Here is a 13,878-nt window from a genome sequence, read left to right on the forward strand (position 1 = left end):
TTCCATGTTAAAAAAAGTTGTTATTGCCAACCGTGGTGAAATTGCTCTGCGTATTTTACGCGCTTGTAAAGAGCTAGACATCAAAACGGTTGCTATTCACTCAACAGCTGATAGAAACCTTAAACATGTTCTATTAGCAGATGAAACCATTTGTATCGGTAAACCTGCAGCCACAGAGAGCTACTTGGATATTCCACGTATCATCACTGCTGCTGAAGTAACTGACGCTGATGGTATTCACCCAGGTTACGGCTTTTTGGCAGAAAATGCTGATTTTGCCGAGCAAGTTGAAGATTCAGGCTTCGCATTTATTGGTCCAAAAGCTGACGCTATTCGCTTAATGGGTGACAAGGTTTCAGCAATCGAAGCAATGAAGAAAGCTGGTGTTCCTTGTGTACCTGGTTCAGATGGCCCGTTAACCGAAGATGAAGAAGCTAATTTAGCTCATGGTCGTCGTATTGGTTACCCTGTTATCATCAAAGCATCTGGTGGCGGCGGTGGTCGTGGTATGCGTGTTGTGCGCGAAGAAGCAGATTTGCTTGAGTCTATTCAATTGACCAAAGCAGAAGCACGTGCTGCCTTTAACAATGACGTCGTTTACATGGAGAAATTCCTTGAGAACCCACGTCACGTTGAAATTCAAGTTATGGCTGACGGACAAGGCGGTGCGATTCACCTAGGTGAGCGTGATTGTTCTATGCAACGTCGTCATCAAAAAGTCGTTGAAGAAGCGCCTGCACCAGGCATCACAGAAGAAATTCGTGCGGCAATTGGTGCTCGTTGTTGTAACGCCTGTGTTGAAATTGGCTATCGCGGCGCCGGTACGTTTGAGTTTTTATTTGAAAACGGTGAATTCTACTTTATTGAGATGAATACCCGTATTCAGGTTGAACACCCAGTTACGGAAATGGTTACTGGCGTGGATTTAATCAAAGAGCAATTACGTGTTGCCTCTGGTCTAAAACTTACGCTTACTCAAGACGATATCAAAGTAACTGGTCACGCTATTGAGTGTCGTATTAACGCCGAAGACCCACGTACTTTTATTCCTTCACCGGGTAAAATCACTCGCTTCCATTCACCAGGTGGTATGGGCGTGCGTTGGGATTCACATGTGTACACGGATTACTCAGTGCCGCCTCACTATGATTCTATGATTGGTAAGCTGATCACCTACGGTGAGACCCGCGAAGTGGCTATTGCCCGCATGAAAAATGCTCTGGATGAATTGGTTATCGATGGCATTAAAACCAATATCGCACTACAAGAAGATATTATGGCTGACGCTGGTTTTGGCCGCGGCGGTGCGAATATCCATTACCTTGAAAAGAAATTGGCTGAAATTGAATAAGCCCAATTCCTGTTGTTGATAAATTGATAAAAACCCTGCTTTGGCAGGGTTTTTTCTGTTTAATAGACAGGTTATTATAGATACATCAGCTATGACAAACAGACAAGCGGTTATAAAATGTCTAATGAAATAAACATTGTCGAGAAACCTTACCCTCCCGCAGATGGAGAATGTTGTGAAAGCGGTGCCTGTAACCCGTGTGTATGGGATCGTTATTACGCCGAATTACAACAATGGCGTGTTCAACAAGCCGAACTTAAAGCCCAGCAACAAGCTGATAGCTAGTTCAACTAAATACCTGCACTCGCTTTAATCCCTCTGAAAATCAACACTCTAGTCAACGCCGTAAAATATTGCAGATTTGGTGTTGGCTAGTTTTTACTTGTCGCCTTTATTGGCGCTTTATAAAAATACCTACCATAATTAATTTACAGCTAAAAAAAGCTAAGTTTTTCAGCGACTTTTCTACTGTCAGCTTTCTTTACAGATACAAAAGAACACATAGAAAACGACGCCTTAATGCATTGATATTTAAGGTAATTATATTTCTGGTCTGATATTTGCTCTTAAAAGACAGATAAATCCGAAAAGAGGTTAATTATGAAAACAATAAGGTTACTGGCCTTGTTTATTTTGACGGCTTTCACCAGCCAGGCTTATGCTGAGTTAATTTTAGACCCAGCAGCTTGTGAGACAGGATCTAGTTTCTGTGCCACGTCAGATGACAATAGTGGTAACAAGCCCGAAGATATTTATGAATTATTCGGTGTAAAAGTTGATGAACTTTTATATAAGAGCAACGTCGGTGGTAGTGATGAAGGCAGCTATGCCGATTACTATTCAACGGTATACAATCCTGCTGTAGACCCTGAAGGCGGCACCGTGTCGTTTGATGGTGGCGATGCAGCGAATTGCCAAGACAATGGTTGTTTCTTCGAGGTGAAAGGCGGTAGCGGCGACCCTGCTAGATATCTATTTGATATTACCGGTTGGGATGGCATGATGGATATCGTGATGAGAAACTTCTGGCCTGAGAACAATTCTATTTCGCATATTGCGATTTGGAGTGGCGCGCCATTATGTGACAACGATTCAGTACAACCGCTATCTGAGTGTCAAGAACCACCTACCGAAGTGCCTGAGCCAAGCTCATTGGTTATAATGTCACTTGCTTTGCTGGGTTTGATATCTCGCAAAAAGATCGCAGCGAAACTATAGTCTCAGCATTAGAACGAAATAAATAAACAAAAGCCCCACATAAGTGGGGCTTTTTTATATCTGATGTTTAAAATCAAATGATTAGTTATTGATATTCACACCCATTTGCACTTCCGTTGCATTACCAGAGGCATCTGTTGCGGTTGCCTTTAAGTACCAACTGCCGTTTACAAAATCATTGGTATCCACTTCAAATTCATACGGTGCTTTTGTGTCCGTACCAATATAGTGTTTACCGATACGTAATTCGACATCTTCCATTGAATCATTATCTGATGCGTTAACTTTGACAGTGATCGTGCCACTGACTTTTTGCCAACGTGTTGGTGTAACAAAGCTAACTTCTGGCGCGATATTATCATCTCCACCCGGATCTGGTGTTGGATCAGGATCTGGCGTCGGATCTGGATCAGGTTGTGAACCATCATTATTGATGTTGACACCAACTTGAACTTCAGATTCATTGCCTGCGCTGTCCGTCGCAATTGCCGTTAAATACCAGCTACCATTTTTATAGTCATTACTATTCAAAGTGAATGAATATGGTGCACTGGTATCAGTACCTACCAATTCGCCGCCAATTCGAAATTCAACTTTAGCAATCGAATGGTTGTCTGTCGCAGAAACATTTACTGGTACGCTACCGCTGATTTTTTCCCAACGAGTCGGCGTAATAAAACTTACTTCAGGGGCAACATTATCATCTGGGTTTGGTGTTGGATCTGGATCTGGATCCGGCTCAGGCTCTGGTTCAGAACCATCATTGTTAATATTCACACCAACTTGAACTTCTGACGTATTACCTGCGGTATCCGTCGCGATTGCCGTCAAGTACCAGCTACCATTTTTATAGTTGTAGCTGTTTAAAGACATCTCATACGGCGCGCTGGTATCGGTACCAACAACCTCTTTACCAATCTTAAGCTCTACTTTAGCGATATCGTTATTGTCCGTTGCAGCGATTTTCACTGGAACATGGCCACTGATTTTTTCCCAACGAGCTGGGGTAATAAAGCTCACTTCAGGAGCGACATTATCATTTGGATTTGGTTCCGGATCTGGGTCTGGGTCTGGTGTTGGCTCTGGATCAGAGTCGTCATTATTAATGTTAACGCCAACCTGTGATTGAGCTTCGTTACCAGTAGAATCTTTGGCTGTTGCTGTTAATTGCCAGCTACCATTGTTAAATTCAGTACTATCAAACACAAACTCGTAAGGTGCGGTGCTGTCTGTACCGATAACTTCGTTACCTACACGTAATTCAACATTAGCCATTGACTCGTTATCTGATGCATCAACCTCAACTGAGACCATGCCGTTAACCGTTTGCCATTTAGTCGGAGTAACGATACTCACCTCAGGTGCCGTTTGGTCACCAGAGCCCGAGCCCGAACTGTTATACGCAAGCGCTGCTTGCGCATCAATGATTCCGTAGCCAAACTTAGGATCAAAATTACCACTGTTTGAAGACTTATCAGCGGTTTGCTTGATAGCTTCTTCGATATCAGCGTTGCTCCAATGTGGGTTCTTTGCCATTAACACCGCGGCTACACCAGATACAACTGGCGCGGCAAAAGATGTACCACTAACTGAACCATAACCGTGTGATAGCTTGGTGGTATAAATGCCTACACCAGGGGCTGCGACATCAATACAGTTACCATAATTTGACCATGACGCTAGATTACCATTTTTATCGGTAGCGGAAATTTTAAGCATGTGTGGGTTTTCACTACAGCTTAGATGGTTACCATCATTACCAGCCGAAACACTGACAATACCGCCTTTATCGTAAAAATATTTCGCAGCGTTAAGAAAGCTGCTGCTATCAGACATACGGTAACTGATATTAGCAATGTCAGCACCGTTATCAGCGGCCCAGATAAGACCTTCAGCAATATCACTGGTATAAGCAGCACCATTGCTTGCGTTAGTCACACGTACCGGCAGAATTTTACTGTCCCACGCAATTGACGTGACACCTTGAGAATTGTTACTTAATGCCGCAATAACACCAGCAACTTTGGTACCATGATCGGTAATCGGTGATGTATCGGTGGTATTATTAGCGGTGTTATAACCACTCAATACCTGACCAGATAAATCCTGATGATTATTCATAACACCAGAGTCAAGTACCGCAACGGTTATGCCTTGACCGGTCGTTTGACCCCATACATGGCTCATACCTAACGTCGATAAATGCCAGCCGTTAGAATAATAGTTATCGTTAGGTGTTACTTCTGATGTTTCAACCAAATAATTTGGTTCAACAAAATCGATGAGTTGATTTTCGCTTAATTCAGCCATCAACTTCTTTTCTTGGCCTTTTGGAACTTTAATACGGGCAATCTGCTGTTTATGTAGCTTTAGTTTGCGATAAACAGAGCCACCTTTGCCGCCGATGACTTCTTGAAAGTCTTTTTCTGAAACACCTGCTTTAGGTGCGATAAGTAGTTCCCCTTCAGCAAAAGGCTTATCTTTTGCTAATACTGAGCCTGCAATCAAGCTCGACAATAATGTTATTGTACAAGGCAATTTAGTTATTATTTTCGTAGCCATTTTAGTCCTCTGAATAGCGCTAATAATGTTAGTAAGTAATAAAGACTACCGGCACCTACATCGATTTCTCGTAGGCCGTCGTCATCGTTTGTGCCACCATTATCTGGTTGACTATTTTCACCACCTGTCCCCTCAGTTGGTTCGGTATCGTCGGCACCGTTATTTTCTCCACCGTTGTTCGGATTGGTATTGTCACCACCATTATCTGGATTGGTGTTACCGTTACCAGGGTTAGGTGTTGGTGTGACAACACCACCATTGCCCGGATCTGGTGTAGGCTCTGGCGCTGGCTCTGGTTCTGGCGCTGGCTCAGGCGTTGGCTCTGGTTCAGGCGTTGGCTCTGGTTCAGGCGTTGGCTCTGGTTCAGGCGTTGGCTCTGGTTCAGGCGTTGGCTCTGGTTCAGGCTTAGGCTCTGGCTCAGGCGTTGGCTCTGGCTCAGGCGTTGGCTCTGGCTCAGGCGTTGGCTCTGGCTCAGGCGTTGGCTCTGGATCGCTAGGCTTGCTAGGATCATTAGGGTATGGGTCTGCATTGTCGCCGATACCATCACCGTCTGAATCTTTTTGCTCATTCGGGTCATTAGGAAATGCGTCAGCGTTATCGCCTACACCGTCACCGTCTGAATCTTTTGTTTCTTTTGCATCATTTGGAAAGGCATCAGCATTGTCGCCTACACCATCACCATCTGAATCTTGTTGTTCTTTCGGGTCATTTGGAAAGGCATCAGCGTTATCGCCTACACCATCACCATCTGAGTCTTTAGTTTCATTTGGATCTTCTGGAAACGCGTCAGCATTATCACCGACACCGTCGCCATCGGTATCTTTGCTTTCATCAGGATCATTAGGGAACGCATCTTCATCATCAGGAACACCATCGCCATCACTATCGGTAGGCGTTGTAATGATGACGTGAGCGCGAACGGTATCTGAACTTGCTTGGTTATCTGAGGCATCAGTCGCTAAGGCTTCAAGATCAATGGTGCTATCTTGATATTTTTCTTGCTCAATAATGAATTCATACGGTGCACTTGTATCTGTACCAATAGATGCGCCATTGACATATAAGATTACTGAGGCAACTTCTTCATTATCTGTTGCCGATACGACAACCTTATAATCTTGGTCAAATTCCTGACCGTCAGTTACGTTTACGATATCTACTTGAGGCGGTTCTTGATCCGGTGCTGGACCGTTTGCACCAAGTTTTTGTAGCGATGCGTAAACGTCTAGACGACCATGACCAAATTCTTGAGACTTGCTGCCTGAATGGACTGAATCATCAGCACCGGCAAATAAAGCAGACTCGATTTGACTAGCCGAAGCACGTGTATCATATGACTTTAATAATGCCAAAGCGCCCGCAACGACAGGAGTCGCAAACGACGTGCCGCTGTGTTTGCCGTAACCGCCAGAACTTAAGTTGGTGGTGTAGATGCCATTACCTGGAGCGGCAATATCGATATAGTCACCATAATTAGACCAAGAGGCCTTGTTATCGCTACTATCGGTGCCTGACACAACGATTAAATTAGCATTATCTTTCCAGTCACGTAATTTGCCGTTGTTACCCGCAGCAACCACCGCCAAACCACCTTTCGAGCGTAGGTAATTAGCAGCGTCAGCTAAAGACGTGCTATCAGCGGCATCATAACTGATGTTAACGACATCTGCGCCATTTTCGGCAGCCCAAGTAAGGCCTTCAACAATATGACTGGTATAAGCGACACCATTACTGGCGGTACTTACACGTACCGGCATAATTTGTGCGTCCCAGGCTATAGATGTAACACCGCGACTGTTGTTACTTGCAGCAGCAACTACACCGGCTACCTTGGTTCCGTGACCGAAGATATCAGAGGTATTTGAATTATCATCCACGACATTACGACCACTGATCATATTAGCGGCAAGATCTGGGTGACTTGAGTCAACACCTGAGTCGAGGACAGCGACGACGATATTGTCGCCCTTTGAGATACTCCATGCGTCTGGCATATTCACTTTAGGTAAATGCCAAGCATTAGTGTAATAAGTATCGTTGGCAGTGATTTCGCTATTTTTAATAGGCAAATCAAGTTCTGCGTAATCAATTAATTCACTTTGATTTAATTGATAAACGATTTCTTCAGCGTTTTGTTGCTCTACTGAAATAAGCTCAGCTTTAATATTAGAGAACTTTTTCAGTTGTTTAACGTGCAATTTCTTAAGCAGCTTTTTGACTTGCTTGTCACTAACGCCAGCTTTTGCCTTAAACAAAACGTCCAATCTACTGTTGTCAGGTTTCGCTACTGCGACCTGAGTTGAACTTCCTATAACGACTAAGGAGAAAATCAGCTTTGACACTGATAATGATGAAGAACCTCGCCTTTTAGTCACGAAACGAGGCCTGCGCGGAGAGCGCGAAAATAAATTAATCATTCAGACTCCAAAGGAGGAGCCCACAACACAAAACCTAACGCATTATTTGTCTATTATTCTTATGTTTATACCGTTAAAACTAACGGCGACGTAACACCAAAAATAAAGAACACCCTGCAAACTAGGAAAGCTATCGTAGACATCCAATTAAAAACAAATTAACTACTTATACAATTCATTTGAAAATGTTGAGTACGCTTTCTCTTATTCAATGATAAAAAAAAGCATAGAGACCTTATGATCTCTACGCACCAAGCATTATTAGCGCATTTGTTATTGTTTTTATTGTCAGCAACACAATAAAGCAAAGATTAACAAATAGTCAAACCACTTGTACAGTTATTATACAGTCGTTAACAACTCGTTCGTAACTTACAGAACACAGGGTTCGGTAAGTCATTAATTTTCAAGGCGTAATAAGTTTAGGAAGGAGAAAAAAAAATTTAATTTTTTTTTGTAAAAGATATGAAACATAAGGCCTCCAGCGGAGTTTTAGCCCAAAATGGAGGTTTTCAAACAAAATATTAACAAAATAGTTAAAAATAGCAGCAAACACGCGGCCTACAGGCCTTTTCTGATGTTTTGCCACTGAAAAATACCTATTAAAATCAAGGCCGAAAACATCAATAAAGTAAACGGCAAAGCCGTGTCATTATGAAAGAATGTTAATATCGGCCCCGCCAAAGCGCCGATACCAAACCTTAAAGTACCAATGACGGCGGTCGCGGTACCGGTATTATTAGCAAAGGCAATCAAAATAAGTGAGTCCGAATTAACAGCGATCAATGAAATCGCCCCCATAAGCGGCAGGATAGAGATCACAGTCCAAAATAATGACATCTGCAGGATATTCACCAACACCAGGACACTTGCCGCGCAGACGCCTAAATAAAAGGCAACAACAAGAATGCGTTCTGAACCTAGCCTTGATACATAACGGCTATTAAAAAACTGCGCCATCATCAAAGACACAACATTAATACCGAATAAGAAGCTAAACACAAACTCACTGGTTTGGTAAATCTCTAGATAGACAAAAGGTATCGCCGTGAGATAGGCAAAAAATGATAGCGACACCAGCATTGAGGTAATAATGTATTTACGCGCCTCTTTAGAGCCCAAGACAATTTTGTAGCTGCCGATGATATCGATTTTTTTACGGGTGCCGGTTTCTTGTGCTGTGCTTTCCGGTAGCTTTAAATAACTGCCAATAAATATAAGCAAGGCGTAGCCAGAGAGAAAATAAAACATTGCCTGCCAGTTGACGAAATACATGACTAGGCTGCCAAGGGTCGGAGCAATGAGCGGTGCCAACATCATGATCATGGAGACATAAGACATGCCTTTGGCTGTATCTTTGCCATAAAATTGACGAATGACTCCAGGCACAACAACAGTCGCAGCACTGCCACAAAAGGCTTGCAAGAAGCGCAACATATTAAATTGCTGCGCAGTTTCAACCAAAGGCAATAACAAAGAGCAGATGCTAAAGGTAAATAAACCAATCAAAGCCAAACCACGTCGGCCAATACTGTCCACCATAGGGCCAAACAACAATAAACCCATCGCATAACCAGCCAAATACACACTTAATGAGTTTTGAATAATGGCAATAGATGTATTGAAATGCTTAGCGATGGTTAACATGCCAGGCAAATACAAATCTAAAGCAAGCGGGGTAATAGCGACAATCGATGCGAGCAACGGCAGCAATATCGCCATGCGTGGAGAAGATTGCTCAAAAGCGACTTGGGACATGCTTGGGGGTGCACCTAACGGTTTGAATGAAATTAAGTTATTCTAGATGTTACAGTATAACGGATTTTAGTTAGAAAATAACGTTGTTTTAATACAGGTTTAGTCATGACACAGCCATCAATTAGTAATTTATACACCTATCCAATTAAGTCTACCGCCGGCATTGAACTAACCACCTCAGCAGTCAGCGAGCATGGACTTATATTTGATCGTCACTTTGTCATTACCGATACCGAGGGCAAGTTCATTACCGGACGCACCAAATCAAAGCTGGTAAAAGTGTCAAGTTGGATTGAGCAAGATGTGATCACCATTACCGCTGCGAATATGCCGGCACTGCATTTACGATTAAATGAGTTTACACCCGCCTATGATACAGTGCAGGTTTGGCAAGATGAAATTGCTGGGCAACAAACATCGGAGCAGGCGAATCTGTGGTTTAGTCAGTACCTTGGCCAGCCATGCCGTTTATATTTTCTCGGCACACAATCAAACAGACCACTAAAAGATTACCCGAACAAATTAAGCTATGCCGACGGTTACCCTGTATTATTGATATCTCAAGGATCGTTAGACGATCTAAATCAACGCCTCAGCCAACGTCCCAGCCAAGCCGTAACCATGGCTCAATTTCGTCCCAATATTGTCGTCGATAATTGCCCAGCCTATAGAGAAGACCAATGGCATCAAATTAAAATTGGTGAGGTGCTGTTTGAACTTGCTAAACCGTGTAGTCGTTGCATATTTACCACAGTAGATGCCAGCACAGCAGCAAGAGATCCGCAACGCGAGCCGTTAAACACATTAGCGAGTTATCGCAAGGCGGCCGATAAGCAAATCTATTTTGGTCAAAATCTGGTGCCACTAAATGCGGGAGAGATAAAACGTGGTGACAAAGTTGAAATCATAAGCACGCAAACGCCATTAGCATTTGTTTAGCGAAAACGACACGGTATAATGGCGACCTTTATAGCCTCAGCGAAAATTCATTATGCTATTGATGATCGATAACTACGATTCGTTTACCTACAATTTGGTGCACTATTTTCAGCACTTAAACGAAGAAGTGGTTGTTGCCCGTAATGATGAAATTACCATAGATGATATTAGCGCCATGCAACCGCAGAAAATTGTCATCTCTCCCGGCCCATGTGATCCCGACAAGGCCGGCCTATCGTTGCAGATCATTGCCAGTTTTGCCGGTAAAATCCCTATTTTAGGTGTCTGCTTAGGGCATCAATGTATCGCTCAACATTTTGGCGGAGTGGTCGAAAAAGCAAAACAGGTTATGCATGGCAAAACATCCCTTATCCAACATAACCAACGTAATTTATTTGCCGACTTAAATTTGCCATTGCAGGTAACCCGTTATCACTCATTGGTGGTCAATAAAAGCAGCCTGCCTGAATGTTTGTCAATTACCGCCTGGACCGAAGATGCGCAAGGTAATTTTGATGAAATTATGGCTATAGAACATAACACCTTAGCCATTATGGGCGTTCAATTTCATCCCGAATCGATACTGACGGAGCAAGGCCACCAACTACTGGCTAATTTCATTAACAAGTATTGATCTCTATACAAATCAGTGACATCTGTCGTCAAATTCGGTAAATTATAGAAAAACACATAACAATAATAAAAAAACATGTTTTCAGATAGACGCATTTATCCTCGTAAAGAGCTTGAAATTGACGTAGACGTCATGCTTTTAGGTGATGATGTTCGCTTAACAACGTCAAGCCGAAACCTATCTTTGTCTGGTATTCAAATCTCAGCAGACAAAGCTCTTGTCGATCATCTGTTGCAACAAGAGCAACGCCCTGTTCATTTTGATTTGTGTTTTGATGGTCACCCTGACTTATCGTTTCATTGCCGTTTAGTGGTTAATCGTCGCATTTCCCATAACGATTTTTTACTCGGCATTAAGTTTATGAATAACAGCCTTGAGCATACAAAATTAATACAACAGCTACTAAGCACAGATTAAATCCACAATCGCCGATTAATTGTTCAACTTATCGCAACGAAAATAACCGCATGCCCTATACTTTGGAGCAAGTCTTTATCGTTTTATTCAATCGCCGTTAACAACTGAGTTCGTCCCACTACGGCTAAAATAGTTATGCATTCAAACTGAATAAAACCCTGCAACCCCTTATTTTTATTGGCTTTCAGCGAATTTCGCTAAAGACAAAATGGTTAAATTCTGACATAATATTGTCTCTTTTTTAGTAGAACCGCTGTAAAACAAGAGCAAGTGCGATGCACTACAAGGTTCACTAACTTGCATTTTAGAATGAGGATTTCGAATATGACTGAGCAATTTTCAGTAAATCGCGAATTATTTGATCACGTGATGGTGCCTAACTATTCACCTTCTGCTGTTATTCCTGTACGTGGTAAAGGTTCACGTGTTTGGGACCAAAACAACAATGAACTGATCGATTTTGCTGGTGGTATCGCGGTTAGCTGCTTGGGTCACTGTCACCCAGCTCTAGTCGAAGCCCTAAAAACTCAAGGCGAAAAGCTTTGGCATTTATCGAACGTGATGACCAATGAGCCGGCCTTGCGCCTAGCTAAAAAATTGGTTGATAACACCTTCGCTGAAAAAGTTTACTTTGCCAACTCAGGTGCTGAATCAAACGAAGCGGCATTTAAACTGGCGCGTCGTTGGGCATTAGATGTATACGGTGAACACAAATCACAGATAATCTCTTTCAAACAAGGTTTCCACGGTCGTACGTTCTTCACCGTAACTGTTGGTGGTCAAGAAGCCTATTCAGATGGTTTCGGTCCTAAACCAGGTGATATCGAACACGCTGAATACAACAACCTAGAATCACTTGAAGCGTTAATCAGTGATAACACCTGTGCCGTTGTAATGGAGCCACTGCAAGGCGAAGGCGGAATCGTATCACCAACACAAGAATTTGCTGAAGGTGTTCGTGCATTATGTGACAAACACAACGCGCTACTTATTTTTGATGAAGTGCAAACAGGTGTTGGCCGTACCGGTGAATTATACGCCTACATGGGTTTAGGTGTTGCACCTGACATTATGACGACGGCGAAAGCTTTAGGTGGTGGTTTCCCAGTGGGTGCCATGCTAACGACTAACGACATTGCTAAGCATCTTAAAATTGGTACCCACGGCAGTACATACGGTGGTAACCCATTGGCATGTGCGGTTGCCGAAGCGGCATTTGACACAGTAAATGACCCAGCTACATTGCAAGGCGTTAAAGCCAAAGAAGCGATGTTCAAGCAAGCTCTAGCGGCAGTGAATGAAAAATACAACGTGTTCAAAGAAATCCGTGGTAAAGGTTTACTTATCGGTGCGGTGCTGAACGATGAATACCAAGGTCGTAGTAAAGACTTTTTGAATGCGGCTATGGAACACGGTTTAATGACACTGGTTGCCGGTGCTAGCATTATTCGTTTCACGCCATCATTGGTTATTCCAGATGCAGATATTCTGGAAGGTATGAACCGTTTTGAAAAGGCGGTAGATGCCATCGTAAACGGTTAATCAACGAGCCAGGACGCAACTATGATTATTATCAGACCAATTCGTAGCAGTGATTATGATGCCTTACATCAAATCGCTGTAGAATCTGGGCATGGATTTACCAGTTTGCCTGTTAATGAAGGGCTGCTGTTAAACCGTATTAATGGTGCCAATCAGTCATTTCATCAAGAAACTAATTTTGATGGTAGTGAAAGCTATTTATTCGTTATGGAAGACAGTGAAACCGGTGAAGTTGTTGGTACCAGTGGTATCGAAGCAGCGGTTGGCCTACATGATGCGTTTTATCACTATCATGTTGGCAAAGTCGTGCACTCATCAAGAGAATTAAACATATACAACAATGTTGAAATTCTGGCGCTGAACAACGATTACACCGGCACAACTGAACTGTGTACCTTATTTTTACGCAACGATTATCGCGCCAATAATAATGGCCGCTTTTTATCGAAATTCCGTTTCTTATTTATGGCGGAACATAAAGCGCGTTTTAATAATACCGTGATCGCTGAAATGCGTGGTGTTTCTGATGAAAACGGCGATTCACCCTTTTGGCAATGGCTAGAAGAGCACTTTTTCTCTATGGACTTTCCGACTGCCGATTATTTAACCGGTATAGGCAAAAAATCGTTCATTGCAGAATTAATGCCTAAGTACCCTATCTACGTCAACTTGTTAAGTAAAGAAGCCCAACAAGTTATTGGTAAAGTTCATGAAGATACCGTGCCAGCGTTGCGTCTCCTTAATAGTGAAGGTTTTGTAAGTCGTGGTTACGTAGATATCTTTGATGCCGGCCCTACCGTTGAATGCGAGCTGGAAAACATCAAAACGGTACGTAACTCAGCGCAATATCAAGTTGCCATTGGCGATGTTATTGATGGCGAACGTCGAATGATAATCAACCAAGATGTTCGCGATTTCCGTGCCGTTTACCAAAGTATCAACATTAATAAAGACACTCGTATTGCCACAATGACCGCCGATGCTGCAAAAGCGTTGCAAATTGAAGCCGGTGATACAGTGCGTCTTGCTAAAGCATAATG

The 13,878-nt window shown here is 42.9% G+C and carries 11 protein-coding genes; 8 read left to right on the forward strand and 3 right to left on the reverse strand.

The genetic code is table 11. The features are described from left to right. Positions 1–4: 4 nt before the first annotated feature. The 3 genes from accC (at position 5) to E2K93_RS05720 (ending at position 2,569) form a co-directional block, all read left to right on the forward strand. Positions 5–1,351 (forward strand): acetyl-CoA carboxylase biotin carboxylase subunit, encoded by a 1,347-nt coding sequence (accC, locus tag E2K93_RS05710; protein WP_135438172.1) that lies wholly within the window; start codon positions 5–7, stop codon positions 1,349–1,351. Positions 1,352–1,468: 117 nt separating this feature from the next. Then, positions 1,469–1,636 (forward strand): oxidoreductase-like domain-containing protein, encoded by a 168-nt coding sequence (locus tag E2K93_RS05715; RefSeq protein WP_135438173.1) that lies wholly within the window; start codon positions 1,469–1,471, stop codon positions 1,634–1,636. Positions 1,637–1,951: 315 nt separating this feature from the next. Next, positions 1,952–2,569 carry a PEP-CTERM sorting domain-containing protein gene (locus E2K93_RS05720; RefSeq protein ID WP_135438174.1) on the forward strand — a complete coding sequence of 206 codons (618 nt, stop codon included), beginning with the start codon at positions 1,952–1,954 and terminating at the stop codon, positions 2,567–2,569. A gap of 81 nt (positions 2,570–2,650) precedes the next feature. Here the strand turns inward: E2K93_RS05720 and E2K93_RS05725 are convergent, their stop codons facing one another. The 3 genes from E2K93_RS05725 to E2K93_RS05735 all read right to left on the reverse strand — a co-directional run bounded on the left by E2K93_RS05725 (position 2,651) and on the right by E2K93_RS05735 (position 9,306). After that, the gene (locus tag E2K93_RS05725; RefSeq protein WP_135438175.1) at positions 2,651–5,131 is read right to left on the reverse strand and encodes an Ig-like domain-containing protein; all 2,481 of its coding nucleotides are present in this window, start codon (positions 5,129–5,131) and stop codon (positions 2,651–2,653) included. Then, positions 5,116–7,386 carry a S8 family serine peptidase gene (locus tag E2K93_RS17670; RefSeq protein WP_189637862.1) on the reverse strand — a complete coding sequence of 757 codons (2,271 nt, stop codon included), beginning with the start codon at positions 7,384–7,386 and terminating at the stop codon, positions 5,116–5,118. The genes E2K93_RS05725 and E2K93_RS17670 overlap by 16 nt, the downstream gene beginning before the upstream one ends. Positions 7,387–8,109: 723 nt before the next feature. Further along, a complete protein-coding gene (locus tag E2K93_RS05735) occupies positions 8,110–9,306 on the reverse strand; it encodes a multidrug effflux MFS transporter (protein ID WP_135438176.1) in 1,197 nt (398 codons plus the stop codon). A gap of 105 nt (positions 9,307–9,411) precedes the next feature. Between E2K93_RS05735 and E2K93_RS05740 the strand changes: the two genes are divergently transcribed. The 5 genes from E2K93_RS05740 (at position 9,412) to astA (ending at position 13,876) form a co-directional block, all read left to right on the forward strand. Next, positions 9,412–10,245 (forward strand): MOSC domain-containing protein, encoded by an 834-nt coding sequence (locus tag E2K93_RS05740; RefSeq protein ID WP_135438177.1) that lies wholly within the window; start codon positions 9,412–9,414, stop codon positions 10,243–10,245. Between the two features lie 52 nt (positions 10,246–10,297). Next, positions 10,298–10,879: an anthranilate synthase component II gene (locus E2K93_RS05745; protein WP_135438178.1), complete on the forward strand. Its 582-nt coding sequence runs from the start codon at positions 10,298–10,300 to the stop codon at positions 10,877–10,879. Between the two features lie 75 nt (positions 10,880–10,954). After that, a complete protein-coding gene (locus E2K93_RS05750) occupies positions 10,955–11,296 on the forward strand; it encodes a PilZ domain-containing protein (protein ID WP_135438179.1) in 342 nt (113 codons plus the stop codon). A gap of 324 nt (positions 11,297–11,620) precedes the next feature. Continuing rightward, complete coding sequence (locus E2K93_RS05755; RefSeq protein WP_135438180.1) at positions 11,621–12,838, forward strand: aspartate aminotransferase family protein; 1,218 nt, start codon at positions 11,621–11,623, stop codon at positions 12,836–12,838. A 21-nt stretch (positions 12,839–12,859) separates the two neighbouring features. Next, on the forward strand, positions 12,860–13,876 hold the full coding sequence (astA, locus tag E2K93_RS05760; RefSeq protein WP_135438181.1) for an arginine N-succinyltransferase: 1,017 nt from the start codon (positions 12,860–12,862) through the stop codon (positions 13,874–13,876). The last annotated feature ends 2 nt before the right edge of the window (positions 13,877–13,878 follow it).

The sequence above is a fragment of the Thalassotalea sp. HSM 43 genome, assembly GCF_004752005.1.
GTDB lineage: Bacteria > Pseudomonadota > Gammaproteobacteria > Enterobacterales > Alteromonadaceae > Thalassotalea_A.

What these genes read in the sequence shown, in the direction of transcription:
- E2K93_RS05745 (WP_135438178.1), top strand. Translation starts at nt 10,298, where the DNA reads ATGCTATTGATGATCGATAACTACGATTCGTTTACCTACAATTTGGTG.
- E2K93_RS05720 (WP_135438174.1), top strand. Translation starts at nt 1,952, where the DNA reads ATGAAAACAATAAGGTTACTGGCCTTGTTTATTTTGACGGCTTTCACC.
- accC (WP_135438172.1), top strand. Translation starts at nt 5, where the DNA reads ATGTTAAAAAAAGTTGTTATTGCCAACCGTGGTGAAATTGCTCTGCGT.
- E2K93_RS05755 (WP_135438180.1), top strand. Translation starts at nt 11,621, where the DNA reads ATGACTGAGCAATTTTCAGTAAATCGCGAATTATTTGATCACGTGATG.
- astA (WP_135438181.1), top strand. Translation starts at nt 12,860, where the DNA reads ATGATTATTATCAGACCAATTCGTAGCAGTGATTATGATGCCTTACAT.
- E2K93_RS05750 (WP_135438179.1), top strand. Translation starts at nt 10,955, where the DNA reads ATGTTTTCAGATAGACGCATTTATCCTCGTAAAGAGCTTGAAATTGAC.
- E2K93_RS05740 (WP_135438177.1), top strand. Translation starts at nt 9,412, where the DNA reads ATGACACAGCCATCAATTAGTAATTTATACACCTATCCAATTAAGTCT.
- E2K93_RS05715 (WP_135438173.1), top strand. Translation starts at nt 1,469, where the DNA reads ATGTCTAATGAAATAAACATTGTCGAGAAACCTTACCCTCCCGCAGAT.
- E2K93_RS05725 (WP_135438175.1), bottom strand. Translation starts at nt 5,131, where the DNA reads ATGGCTACGAAAATAATAACTAAATTGCCTTGTACAATAACATTATTG.
- E2K93_RS05735 (WP_135438176.1), bottom strand. Translation starts at nt 9,306, where the DNA reads ATGTCCCAAGTCGCTTTTGAGCAATCTTCTCCACGCATGGCGATATTG.